Genomic DNA, 12,336 nt, shown 5'->3' with positions numbered 1-12,336 from the left:
CGCCCTAGTCCAGCCAGTCCGGAACGCGCTCGGCGGCCATGATCGTCGCCGGGAGGATCCGGTCGGCAACGACGGCATAGCGATCGCCGTCGACCAGCACTTCGGGCACCAGGGCGCGGCTGTTATAGGTGCTGGCCATCGTTGCGCCATACGCCCCGGCCGTACGGAAGACGGCGAGGTCGCCGGGTTCCACCAGGTCGATCGTCCTGCCCATCGCGAAAGTGTCGGTGCTTTCGCACACCGGCCCGACAATGTTGGCGTCGAACGTGCCTTCGCCCGGCTCGACGGCCTGGAAGTGATGATAGGCCTCGTAGAGCGCGGGCCGGGCAAGATCGTTCATTGCCGCATCGACCACGACGAAGGGTCGGACGACGCCGGGCTTCACCCAGATAACCCGCGTCATCAGGATTCCGGCATTGCCGCAGATGACACGGCCCGGCTCGAACATCAGGGTCACACCCCAGTCCTTCGTGACGCGGGCGACCATTTCGCCATATTGTGCCGGCGTCGGCAGCCTGTCGTGGGGGCGGTAGGGGACGCCGATCCCGCCGCCCAGGTCGACATGGGTAATCGTATGGCCTGCCGCGCGCAGTTCGGTGACCAGTTCGCCAACGCGCTCGAACGCGGCCGCGAGCGGGTCAAGGTCGGCGACCATGCTGCCGATATGCACCGCAACACCGCGCATGTTGAGACCGTCCAACGCCGCAAGCCGGGCGAAGATTGCAGGAGCATCGCCGATCGGCACGCCGAACTTGTTCTCGGCCTTCCCGGTGGAGATCTTGGCGTGGGTGCCCGCGTCCACGTCGGGGTTCACGCGCAGTACTGCCGTCGCGGTCTTGCCCATGGCGCTGGCGATCCGCGCAAGCGCGGCGCCTTCGGCCTCGAGCTCGATGTTGAACTGGCCGATTCCACACTCCAGACCGTGGGCCAGTTCCGCTTCGGTCTTGCCAACGCCTGAGAAGACGATGTCTTCAGCGGCCATGCCCGCCGCCAGCGCACGGTCGAGTTCGCCGCCCGAGACGACATCGGCGCCGTAGCCTTCGCGCGCCAGGACACGCAGGACCGCGATGTTGGGATTGGACTTTACCGCAAATGCGATGTGGTGCCGTCCCGCAACCGCAACCGCCTCGCGGAAAACGCGGGCATGGCGCACCAGCGTGGCCTTCGAATATACATATACGGGCGTTCCTACCTCGGCCGCAATGACGGGCAGCGGAACGTCCTCGGCGTGGAGCACGCCGTTGCGATAGGCAAAATGATCCATCTAGCTCTTCGGGGTGTTCGAGGCAGGCGGCAGGTCGGGAGCCGACGGGGCAGGGTCGGTCGAGGTCGGCGAAGACAGCTCATCCGAAGGCCTGTCGCCCACGTCGGGCGGAAGGTCGAACGGATCGTCGGCGCGTTCCTCGGACTTGCGCCGCAGTTCGACGGTGCGTTCGGGCGCAAGTTGCGGCGGGCGAGCGAGAAGTTCAGCCGTGGTCGGCCGGTCCGCCCGGCCGTATGGGGCGACCGGAAGCTGGTGGCCGGCCTGCGGGGTAAGGTCTGTGCGGCTGCCGCACCCGGCCAGCGCCAGGCTCGCCATTCCAACCGCGACTAACCGCTTCATGTCCTGTCTCCGTCGCGGGCCAGCGCCGCGCGCGCCTCTGCCACCCGCTTCCTTACCTCGACCGGCGCGGTTCCACCATGGCTGGCGCGCGCCGCGACCGATGCCTCGACCGAAAGTGCAGCGAAGACGCCGTCGTCGATCCGCGTGTCGATCGCTTGCAGATCGTCCAGTCCCAGTGCGTCGAGCGCGACCCCGCGCTGCTCGGCAAGCTTGACCGCCGCGCCGGTGATGTGATGCGCTTCCCGGAAGGGGATGCCGCGCACCCGCACAAGCCAGTCGGCAAGATCGGTTGCGGTTGCGTAGCCATTTTCAGCCGCGGCGCGCATCCGCTCCGCGCGAAAAGTCGTCTCGGCGACCATGCCGGTCATAGCCGCAAGGCTGAGCGCAAGCAGCGAGGCTGCCTCGAACACCGGCGGCTTGTCGTCCTGCATGTCCTTTGAATACGCGAGCGGAAGGCCCTTCATCGTCACCATTAGGGCGGTCGCGCAGCCGATTATGCGGCCCGAATGTCCGCGAACCAGTTCGGCCGCATCGGGATTGCGCTTTTGCGGCATGATCGAGCTACCGGTCGAAAAACTGTCAGGCAGGCTGACGAAGCCGAAAGGCTGGCTTGCCCAAAGCACGAATTCTTCGGCCAGCCGCGAAAGATGGAGCGCGCACTGGGCCGCCGCCATCAGGTAGTCGAGCGCGAAATCCCGGTCCGATACCGCATCGAGGCTGTTCGCCGTCGGGCCGTCGAAGCCGAGCGCGGCAGCCGTGGCGTGCCGGTCGATGGGAAAGCCGGTGCCGGCGAGCGCCGCGGATCCCAGCGGACACTGGTTGGCCCGATCGCGCGCGTCAGCGAAACGCGAACGGTCGCGCGCCGCCATCTCGTAATAGGCCATCAGGTGATGGCCGAGCGTTACCGGTTGCGCGGTCTGGAGATGCGTGAAACCGGGCATGATCGAGGCGGCATGTTCCTCCGCGCGATCGACCAGCGCGCGCTGGAAGGCGGCAAGGCCCGCATCGGCCTGGTCCATCGCATCGCGTACCCATAGGCGAAAGTCGGTCGCCACCTGGTCGTTGCGGCTGCGCGCGGTGTGCAGCCGCCCCGCTACCGGCCCGATCAGCGCGGCGAGGCGGCTTTCGGTGGTCATGTGGATGTCCTCGAGGTCCCAGTCCTCGGGTACGCCGTCGCGCTCGTACTCATCGGCGACGCTGTCCAGGCCCGAAGCGATTTCGGCGGCATCCTCAGCCGAGACAATGCCTTGGGCACCGAGCATCGCGACATGGGCCTTGGAGGCCGCGATGTCCTGGCGCCACAGCGCCTTGTCGAAGGGTATCGAGGCGTTTATCTCGCGCATGATCGCGGAAGGGCCTGCGGCAAAGCGCCCGCCCCACATCGTATTGGAGCCCATCTTGCCCACATTTTTCGCGCGGTCGCTCAAGCTCGCCGTCCTTGCCGTGGCCGTCATGGCCGCCGGGGGGTGCGATAGGCAAAGCCCCGCGGCTCCGCAACCGGAGAGCACTACTGCTGCGGCGGAACAGGCAGCGAGCGACGGCGCCGAAACGTTCAATGGAACGCTCAACATCGAAAACCGCGGTAGCCTGATGCCTGATTTCGCGCTGAGCGACCCATCCGGCAAGACGCTGCGCAGCGCCGACCTCAGGGGCAAGCCGGTGCTGATCAACCTGTGGGCCACATGGTGCGGGCCCTGCGTCCTCGAAATGCCGATGCTCGACAAGCTGGCGGAAGAGGATTCAGGGAAGCTGCGCGTTATCACGGTCAGCCAGGACATCCAGGGCGCGGAAAAGGTCACGCCTTTCTTCGCCGCGCGCAAGTTCGCGCACCTCGAACCGTGGATGGACCCCGAGAACGCCCTGTCGATGCATTACGGCACCGGCATCCTGCCGACGACGGTGCTCTATGACGCAAAAGGCCGCGAGGTCTGGCGGATGATCGGCGGCCATGACTGGAGCGGGCCGCGCACTTCGGCGATGCTCGCCGAGATCCTCGCGGGAAGTTAGTACTCCTGCTCGGTGGGGCGGTAGAGGATCTCGTTGATGTCGACGTTCTCCGGTTGCTCAAGTGCAAAGGCCACGCAGCGCGCGAAGGAATCCGCCGGGATCGCACTGCGAGCGTAGAATTCTCGCGTCCGCGCCGCGAAATCGGGTTCGCTGATCGATTCGGGCAATTCGGTGTCGACCGCGCCGGGCGAGATGATCGTCGTGCGAATGTTGAACGGCTTCACTTCCTGCCGCAGCCCTTCGGAAATCGTGCGCACCGCATGCTTGGTTGCGGAATATACGACTCCGCCGGGGCGAACCTTGTGACCCGCCACCGAGGCCACGTTGATAAAGTGGCCGGATTTCTGGCGCTGCATGTGCGGCAACGCGGCGGCTATTCCGTAGAGGACGCCCTTAATGTTGACGTCGATCATCCGGTCCCACTCATCGATCCGCAGCCGATCGAGCGGAGACTGCGGCATTACCCCGGCGTTGTTGATCATGACATCGATACGACCGTGCGCGTCGATCGCCTGATCGACCAGCGCCTGCACTTGCGCGGCGTCGGAAACGTCAGTCGCAATCGCGACACCTGATGGCATGCCGAGGTCCTCCGCCAGCGCCACGAGGCGTTCCAGGCGACGGGCGCCAAGCACCAGTCTTGCACCGCGCGCGGCGAGCATGCGGGCGGCGGCCTCGCCCAGGCCGCTGCTTGCGCCGGTGATGACGATTACCTTGCCGGCAATGGGGTCGGTCATGCCAGTCGCTCCTGAAAGGGAAATTGCGCCTTAGGCGTAACGTCCTCTAACGGCCAGTCATCCGGCCTGCCATCAGGCATTTGCCTCGGCAAGCGATGCGATGACTTCCTTGTCGCTGGTCTGGTCGAAGTCCACGTAATGCATGCCGACGGCATGGAACGGTTCTGGCATCGCGAGGCAAACGACCTCGTCGCATAGCGCGCCGAGGGCCGTGACCACATCGCGCGGCGCGACGGGCACGGCCAGGACGACGTGGCCGGCGCGGGCCTGGTGCAGCGCCGCGAGCGCGGCGCGAACCGTTCCGCCGGTAGCGATGCCATCATCGACGAGAATGACATCGCGGCTCTCGATCGGGTGTGGGGGACCCGTCCGGTAAAGCGCGCGCCGGCGCTCGATCTCAGCGAGTTCACGCGCCACCGTTCGGTCGATGTAGGCTTTCGACGCACCAACCCGCTCGGCCATCTCGTGATCGATGACAATCTGGGGCGATGCGCCGTCGACAAGCGCGCCGATGCCGTATTCTTCGTGCCCCGGCGCGCCAATCTTGCGGACGAACAGCACATCGAGCGGAGCATGAAGCCGCTTGGCGACCTCCAGCGCGACAGGGACGCCTCCGCGCGGCAACGCGAGGACCAGCGGATCTTGGAGCCCGTGCGCTGACAATGCTGCGGCAAGCTGCCGTCCGGCGTCGCGGCGATTGGCGAAATATGCGGACATGGCAATCTCCATGGCTGGCCGTCCACCTGCCGCGATCCGCGCTGGCGACCAGCCACGCAGGGGGAAACGCATCGCATTATCGTGTATTATGGCGGGACAGGGTCAACGCAATTTCGCTGCAAGCCGGGCACCCGCGCCCGCCATGGGGCGAGAATGCGCGAGTTTTACCGCACGTGTGCGCAAGGATGCGAACCATGAGCGTGACCGAAAGAATGCCCCGGAAGCATGGAATCCTTCGCAGCACCGTGGACGTGCTGTGCGCTGCCGCCGAGTCGCTTCCCGATCCGCAGGACAGCGAGGCTTTCGGCGCCTTCTTCGACCGGTTCGGCGACGCTCGCGTGGTTCTCCTGGGCGAGGCGACCCACGGCACGTCAGAATTCTATCGCGCCCGCGCCGCGATCACCCGCCGCCTGATCGAGCGCCACGGCTTCAACCTGGTCGCGGTCGAGGCGGACTGGCCGGACGCCGCGCGGATCGATGACTACGTCCGCCACCAGGCGCCCCGTCCCCGCAAGGGAGATGCCTTCATCCGTTTCCCGACATGGATGTGGCGCAATCAGGAGGTGCTCGATTTCGCCGACTGGCTGCGGGGCCACAACGCGGCGCTGGCCGAGGAAGCAAAAGTCTCGTTCAGCGGGCTCGACGTCTACAGCCTGGGCGAATCGATCCACGCCGTTCTTGCCTACCTCGACGAGGCCGATCCGGGCGAGGCCGCCGAGGCGCGCCGTCGCTATTCCTGTCTGACGCCGTGGCAGGACGATCCGGCATCCTACGGTAGGTCCGTCGTTCGCGGCGGTCGCGCGAGTTGCGAGGACGGCGCGGTCGCGCAGGTTCGCCAGTTGTTCGACCGGCGGATCGCCTTGATGCGTGACGATGGCGAGAGGTGGTTCGACGCGATCCAGAACGCGCGGATCGTCAGGGAGGCCGAGCGGTACTATCGCGCAATGTATCGCGGCGGCAGCGAAAGCTGGAACCTGCGCGACCGCCACATGTTTGCGACGCTTCAGGCGCTGCTTGCCCATCGAGGAGATTCCGCCAAGGCCGTGGTGTGGGCCCACAACTCGCATATCGGCAATGCCGCGGCGACAGCGATGGGTTGGCAAGGCGAATTCAACATCGGCGAACTGTGCCGCATGGCGCATGGGAACGAGGCCGTGCTGATCGGCTTCGGCACGAACCGGGGCCACGTCGCCGCCGCCAGCGACTGGGACGGAGACATGGCGATCAAGGCCGTCCGTCCTGCGCGTGAGGACAGCTACGAGCATGCCTTTCGCCTGACCGGACTCGCGCGAACGTTGACCGATTGGCGCTCACCCGGTCGCGAGGCTGTCGTCGAAGCGCTGCGAGAGCCACTGCTCGAACGCGCGATCGGCGTGATCTATCGGCCCGAGACCGAGTTCGCGAGTCACTACTTCGAAGCGGTCATGGCCGAACAGTTCGACGCGTGGGTCTGGTTCGACGAAACGACCGCAGTAACCCCGCTGGGTGCCGAGCATCCCCGCGGCGCGCCCGAACTGTTTCCTTTCGGGCTTTAGCTCATAGGCGTCCCTGCGCGTTCGCGAGGTCGTCGCGAAAGCGCGGATCGGCTAGCGAGATCAGGGCGTCGGCACGTTGGGTCAGGGTCTTGCCCGCGAGATCCGCCCAGCCATGTTCGGTAACGACGATCTGGACGTCGTTGCGCGGCGTCGTCACGGGCCCCGTCAACGTGGGCACTATGCGCGACACAGTCCCGTCCCTGGCGGTCGAAGTGCAGGCGATGATCGACTTTCCCCCTTTCGAAGCCCGCGCCCCCCTCACAAAATCGAGCTGGCCACCAGATCCACTGTATTGGCGACCCAGCACATGCTCGGAATTGCATGCGCCCGACAGGTCGACCTGCAGCGTGGCGTTGATCGATACGACGTTGTCGTTCTTGGCGATGTGCCGCGGGTCGTTGACGATGTTCACAGGCAGGCTGTGCATCGAAGGGTTGTCATCGAGGAAATCGTACAGCGCCTTGTTGCCCATCGCGAACGTGAACACGCTGCGTCCCTGATAGGTCGCCTTGCGCCGATTGGTGACCGCTCCGCTCTGGATGAGGCAGGCCAGGCCGGGCGTGAGCAATTCGGTGTGAACCCCCAGGTCCCGGCGGTCGGCCAGTTCCGCGCAGACGGCGCTGGGTAGCGAGCCAATGCCCATCTGCAGGCATGCGCCGTCGTCGATCAGCCCCGCGATCGTTCGCGCGATGGTGAGTTCCTCTGGCGTAGGCTCGCGGCTGTTCAGGTCGGGCAGCGGAACGTGATTTTCGACGATCGCGTCGACTTCGGACACGTGCAGCAACGAATCGCCGAACACGCGGGGCATGTGACGATTGACCTCGACGACCAGGCGCCTTGCTGAACGCGCGGCGACTGTTGCGTAATCGTTCCCGGTCCCGAACGTGAACCAGCCGTTCCGATCCATCGGCGATACGGTCACGAGGAACGTGTCGAGCGACACTTTTTCGGAGAGCAGGCGCGGGGCTTCGCTGAACGCGGTCGGCACGTACTCAACGGGACTGATGCCCGCCTGCGCGCCCCGGCGCATCAGTTCGCGCTCGATCCCGGTGAGGAACATGCAGTGCGGCCGGATCCGGTCGGTCAACTCGAATTTGAGGACCGTCGCCTCGGCATGGGTCAGCGAGTGGAAGTACCACAGGTTGAAACCGTCAAGGCCGCCCTGTTCGACCCTCGCGGCCAGCGCCGCGAGCAGCGCGGGCGGCTCCGAAAGCGCCATGCCCATCGCCACGTCGCTGCCGCCGCCGACGAGCGACATCGCCTCTTCGGGTGAAACCAGCTTCGCGCGATATTCTTCGGCATGATCCATGAAAGACCTCCCCTGTCCCGTCTTACGCGCCGCGCCCGCGCGATGAACAGCTTGTTTGTTTTCCCGCAATGTCGGAGCATCGCCAGGCGTCCATGGCTGCGCGGGCGAACGACGTGCTGACACTCCAATTGGCCGAGACGGGCTGGCAATGAGCGCTGACGACATCGCCGGTCTGGCCGAGGCGCGCGAACCTGCCTTTTCCGTCGCTGGCCTCTGCAAGGTCTATCGCACAGGCGAGACCGAGGTTCACGCGCTGCGCAACGTCGACCTGGTGATCCCGGCGGGAGAAATACTTGTCCTGCTGGGCCCTTCGGGCAGCGGCAAATCGACTTTCCTCAATATCATCGGCGGGCTGGACCGGCCGACGTCCGGTTCGCTCGCGTACGAAGGACAGGAACTGTCCGACCTCGACGACGCCGACCTCACGCGGTTTCGCCGGGCGAATGTCGGCTTCATATTCCAGTTCTACAATCTGATCCCGAGCCTGACCGCAGAGGAGAACGTCCGCCTCGTCACCGACATCGCCGAACGGCCGATGGACGCGGGCGAGGCACTATCGCTGGTGGGCTTGGCAGAGCGACGCGACCATTATCCCGCGCAGCTTTCGGGCGGCGAACAGCAACGAGTGGCGGTTGCCCGCGCGATCGCCAAGCAGCCCGGCGTACTGCTCTGCGACGAGCCGACCGGCGCGCTCGACAGCGCCACGGGCGTCCACGTGCTGCAGACGCTGGCGCAGGCGAACCGCGAGCTGGGAACGACGGTGGTTATCATAACCCACAATGCGGGCATTGCGGCGATGGCGCACCGCGTGTTCCACTTTCTCGATGGCCAGGTCGCGCGGATCGAGATCAACAACCATCCGGTCGATCCATCGGGAATCACATGGTGAGAGCGCTCGACCTCAAGCTGCTGCGCGACCTCTGGCACCTGCGCGGGCAGGCCTTCGCGATTGCCATCGTCCTTGCGGCAGCGACCGCGACTTTCGTCATGTCGCTCGGGGTCCATCATTCCCTGACCGAGACGCGCGATGCCTATTACGCCCGCAACCACTTCGCGGATGTCTTTGCCGGAATGACCCGGGCACCGCGCAGCGTGGTTCCTCGCATCGCCGCCATTCGCGGCGTACGGCGGGCAGAAGGTTCGATCCAGCAATATGCAACGCTCGATTTTCCCGTACGGTCCGTGCCGGTTCGCGCTCTTCTCAACTCGGTTGACGAACTGGGGCGAAGTCACCTCAATCAGTTGACGCTGCGCCGCGGGCGCCTGCCGCAACTGGGAAATCCCGGTGAGGTCGTAGCCGACGAGGCTTTTGTGAAAGCCAACAATCTTTCCATCGGCAGCCGGATCGACGCGCTGATCTATGGCCGAAAGCAACCGCTGCGGATCGTCGGGATCGGGCTCGCGCCCAACTTCATCTATGCGATCGCGCCGGGTGAGATCATCCCTGACGATTCGCGCTTCGGTGTGTTCTGGATAGGGCAGAAGGCACTGGAGGGCGCCACCGACCGGACCGAGGCGATCAACACGCTCTCGCTATCGCTCGAACGGGGAGCATCGGAAGTCGACGTGATCCGCGCGGTCGACACCATCCTGGCACCATATGGCGGCACCGGCGCCTATGGCCGCAAGGACCAGATAAGCCACGCCTTCCTCGACAACGAGTTGATGCAGCTCAATGCGATGACGCGGGTTATCCCGCCAGTGTTCCTGCTAGTGGCGATGTTCCTCGTCTACATCGTGATGGGGCGCATGATCAGGACCGAACGAACCCAGATCGGCCTGATCAAGGCCTTCGGCTACACCGACTGGGCGATCGGCCTGCACTACCTCAAGTTTGCGCTCGCCATCGCGCTTTTGGCCGCGCTCATGGGTTCGGTCGCCGGCATCTGGATGGGCGGCTCGATGACGCGGCTCTATGCCCAGTACTACCGTTTCCCGTTCCTCTACTACCGCATCTCGCCGCAGGTCATCCTGGGCGCAGCGTCGCTTTCGTTCCTCACGGCTGCGCTCGGCGCCCTAGGCGGCACGAGGTCGGCGGTGCGGCTGACCCCGGCGGTCGCGATGGCGCCGCCACCACCGCCCATCTATCGCTCCGGCATTGTCGAGCGGCTCGGTCGGTCGGCGGGTTTCTCCGCGATCGGGCATATGATCGCGCGGCACATCGCGCGCTGGCCCGGACGATCGGCCATCACCGTGCTGGGGGTCGCACTTTCCGGCGGGTTGCTGTTCGCCACGACGCAATTCGTCGATTCGAGCCACTCGATGCTCGACACATTCTTCTTCCGTGCCCAGCGACAGGATCTGACGGTCTCCTTCACCGAGCCGCGCAACGAGGACGTGCTGTTCGCGCTGGCGCAGATCCCGGGAGTCCTGCGGGTCGAGCCGACCCGAGCATTGCCCGTCAAGCTGAGCTACGGCCATCGGGTCGAGCGCACCGCGATCGAAAGCGCATCGCCGAATTCGCAACTCAGCTTCCGCATCGACCGGAGCGGCAATGCGTTCGACTTGCCGCCTGCCGGTGTGATGCTGAGCCGCCAGCTGGCCGACAAGCTGGCGGTGCATCCCGGGGACCGAGTCCAACTTGAAATGCTGGGCGGGCGCCGCACGAACGTCGCCTTGCCGGTAGTCAGCATCGTCGATGAACTCATCGGCGAACGCGCCTATGCAAGCGCTGCCACGATCGAAGACCTTGCCCGCGATGGCTCGCCGGTAGGCTCCGCGCTGGTTCGCATCGATCCATCGGTCCGCGGCCGCGTGCTGGCGAAATTGAAGGAAATGCCCGCGGTGCTGGGCGTGACCGAAAAGACCGCCGCGCTCGACAAGTTCCGGGAGATGATCGACGACAACATGCTGACCATGATCACGTTCTACATCGCCTTTGCCTCGGCCATCGCGGTGGGCGTCGTCTACAACAGCGCGCGGATCCTCTACTCGGAACGTGCCCACGAACTCGCGACAATGCGCGTGCTCGGCTATTTCCGGAGCGAGGTCGGTCTAGTCCTGTTGGGTGAACTGGCGCTGCTTGTGATCGTCTCGGTGCCGTTTTCCTGCCTGATCGGCTATGGCATGGCGCAGCTTATGACTGCGATGTTCAGCTCCGACCTGTTCCGCCTGCCGTTCGCGCCGTCGCGCGCAAGCTATGGCTGGGCGATCGTGATCGTCCTGCTGGCGGCGATGGGGACCGCGATGACGGTCGCGCGGCGCGTGCAGACGCTCGACATGGTGCGCGTTCTGAAGGCGCGCGATTGATCAAGGGCCGCCTCTGGCGCTGGCGCTGGGCATTGCTCCTAGCGGCCCTGCTGGTCGCGGGACTGGCATTTGCGTTCTGGCCCACGGCGACCCCTGTCGACACCGCCAAGGTCACGAGCGGCCCGATGTCGGTCGGGATCACCGACGACGGAGTTACGCGGGCGCACGACCTCTACGTGGTGTCCGCCCCCGTCACCGGCTACCTCTCGCGACTGGAGCTCGAGGTGGGCGATCCGATTTCGCGCGGAACCGAAATCACCAGGATGAGCGGACGCCCCTCCACTCCGCTCGATCCACGCAGCCAGCAGGAGCTGCGCGCGGCGCTCGCCGCAGCACGATCGAGCGAAGGCGGGATCGGAGCGTCGCTGGCCCAGGCCCGCCGCGATCTCGCGCGCGCCCGGGAACTTGCGCGCAGGGGCTTTCTGCCGCGGGCGCAACTCGAGGCGGCGCAAACCCGCGTGTCCACCGGTCAGGCCGCACTCGCGCAAGCCCGCGCGGAAATCGCTCGCATCCAGGCGCAGGGCGCCGCTGCGACCGGGGCCGCCGCCTCTTCGCCGGTCGCGGTCCGAGCCCCGGCAAGCGGTTCGGTGCTGTCGGTCATCAACGAAAGCGCCGGTGTGATCCCTGAGGGCACGCCGATCATTTCCATCGGCGATCCCCGCCAGATCGAGGTGGTGGTCGACCTCTTGTCCCGCGAGGCGGTGCGGGTGAAACCGGGCGACCGGGTGGAGATCACCCAATGGGGCGGCGACGTGCCACTTGCTGGCCACGTTGTGCGGATCGAGCCGTTCGGCCGGTTGAAGGTTTCGGCGCTCGGCATCGAGGAACAGCGCGTCAACGTCATCATCGCCTTCGACCAGTCGGCAATGGCGCAAGCGGCCCGGCTCGGCCACGGTTACCAGCTCGACGCGACGATCATCCTGTGGGCTCGGCCGGACGCCGTCCGGGTGCCGATCGGCGCGCTGTTTCGCGGCGCCGATGGCGGCTGGCGGACATTCGTGGTCGAAGGCGGCAGAACGCGGGAGCGCAGCCTGACGATCGGCCATATCAACGACGAATTTGGCGAGGTGCTGAAGGGAATTTCTCCCGACGAGACTGTCATCCTCAACCCCAGCAGCACCTTGAAGCCGGGAGCGAGAGTCAAGGCACGATGACCGGACCCGTCGCCGTCGCAATGTG

General features: G+C 65.7%; 11 protein-coding genes. 5 read left to right on the top strand and 6 right to left on the bottom strand.

Going from position 1 to position 12,336, the window contains the following annotated elements; all coding sequences use genetic code 11:
* Nucleotides 1-4 precede the first annotated feature (4 nt).
* From lysA to argH, 3 genes are read right to left on the bottom strand one after another with little or no spacing between them, the layout of a single operon-like run.
* Nucleotides 5-1,264, bottom strand: coding sequence for a diaminopimelate decarboxylase (lysA, locus tag ACFO0A_RS04865; protein WP_379537838.1), 1,260 nt, complete (start codon nt 1,262-1,264; stop codon nt 5-7).
* On the bottom strand, nt 1,265-1,603 hold the full coding sequence (locus tag ACFO0A_RS04860) for a hypothetical protein (RefSeq protein WP_379537837.1): 339 nt from the start codon (nt 1,601-1,603) through the stop codon (nt 1,265-1,267).
* The gene (gene argH / locus ACFO0A_RS04855) at nt 1,600-2,985 is read right to left on the bottom strand and encodes an argininosuccinate lyase (RefSeq protein ID WP_379538167.1); all 1,386 of its coding nucleotides are present in this window, start codon (nt 2,983-2,985) and stop codon (nt 1,600-1,602) included. Before argH ends, ACFO0A_RS04860 begins: the two co-directional genes overlap by 4 nt.
* Before the next feature lie 16 nt (nt 2,986-3,001).
* Here argH and ACFO0A_RS04850 point away from each other — a divergent pair, with 16 nt between their 5' ends.
* Nucleotides 3,002-3,610 (top strand): TlpA family protein disulfide reductase, encoded by a 609-nt coding sequence (locus tag ACFO0A_RS04850; RefSeq protein ID WP_379537836.1) that lies wholly within the window; start codon nt 3,002-3,004, stop codon nt 3,608-3,610.
* Here the strand turns inward: ACFO0A_RS04850 and ACFO0A_RS04845 are convergent.
* Together ACFO0A_RS04845 and ACFO0A_RS04840 are read right to left on the bottom strand one after the other, a co-directional pair.
* On the bottom strand, nt 3,607-4,347 hold the full coding sequence (locus ACFO0A_RS04845) for an SDR family oxidoreductase (protein ID WP_379537835.1): 741 nt from the start codon (nt 4,345-4,347) through the stop codon (nt 3,607-3,609). The genes ACFO0A_RS04850 and ACFO0A_RS04845 overlap by 4 nt on opposite strands.
* Nucleotides 4,348-4,419: 72 nt before the next feature.
* Entirely contained in the window at nt 4,420-5,136 is a 717-nt protein-coding gene (locus ACFO0A_RS04840; protein WP_379537834.1) for a phosphoribosyltransferase, read from the bottom strand.
* Between the two features lie 122 nt (nt 5,137-5,258).
* Here ACFO0A_RS04840 and ACFO0A_RS04835 point away from each other — a divergent pair, with 122 nt between their 5' ends.
* On the top strand, nt 5,259-6,599 hold the full coding sequence (locus ACFO0A_RS04835) for an erythromycin esterase family protein (protein WP_379537833.1): 1,341 nt from the start codon (nt 5,259-5,261) through the stop codon (nt 6,597-6,599).
* Between the two features lies 1 nt (nt 6,600).
* Here ACFO0A_RS04835 and ACFO0A_RS04830 read toward each other — a convergent pair whose 3' ends face one another.
* Nucleotides 6,601-7,908, bottom strand: a complete 1,308-nt coding sequence (locus tag ACFO0A_RS04830) for an acetyl-CoA hydrolase/transferase family protein (RefSeq protein WP_379537832.1) — start codon at nt 7,906-7,908, stop codon at nt 6,601-6,603.
* A gap of 148 nt (nt 7,909-8,056) precedes the next feature.
* Here ACFO0A_RS04830 and ACFO0A_RS04825 point away from each other — a divergent pair, with 148 nt between their 5' ends.
* The 3 genes from ACFO0A_RS04825 to ACFO0A_RS04815 are packed head-to-tail and all read left to right on the top strand — an operon-like array spanning nt 8,057 to nt 12,311.
* On the top strand, nt 8,057-8,797 hold the full coding sequence (locus ACFO0A_RS04825; RefSeq protein ID WP_379537831.1) for an ABC transporter ATP-binding protein: 741 nt from the start codon (nt 8,057-8,059) through the stop codon (nt 8,795-8,797).
* Complete coding sequence (locus ACFO0A_RS04820) at nt 8,791-11,157, top strand: ABC transporter permease (protein WP_379537830.1); 2,367 nt, start codon at nt 8,791-8,793, stop codon at nt 11,155-11,157. Before ACFO0A_RS04825 ends, ACFO0A_RS04820 begins: the two co-directional genes overlap by 7 nt.
* Complete coding sequence (locus ACFO0A_RS04815) at nt 11,154-12,311, top strand: efflux RND transporter periplasmic adaptor subunit (RefSeq protein ID WP_379537829.1); 1,158 nt, start codon at nt 11,154-11,156, stop codon at nt 12,309-12,311. The genes ACFO0A_RS04820 and ACFO0A_RS04815 overlap by 4 nt, the downstream gene beginning before the upstream one ends.
* Nucleotides 12,312-12,336: the final 25 nt, after the last annotated feature.

The sequence above is a fragment of the Novosphingobium tardum genome, from assembly GCF_042652045.1.
In the GTDB taxonomy this organism is placed as follows: domain Bacteria; phylum Pseudomonadota; class Alphaproteobacteria; order Sphingomonadales; family Sphingomonadaceae; genus Novosphingobium; species Novosphingobium tardum.
This window is presented reverse-complemented; position numbering and strand designations above follow the sequence as displayed.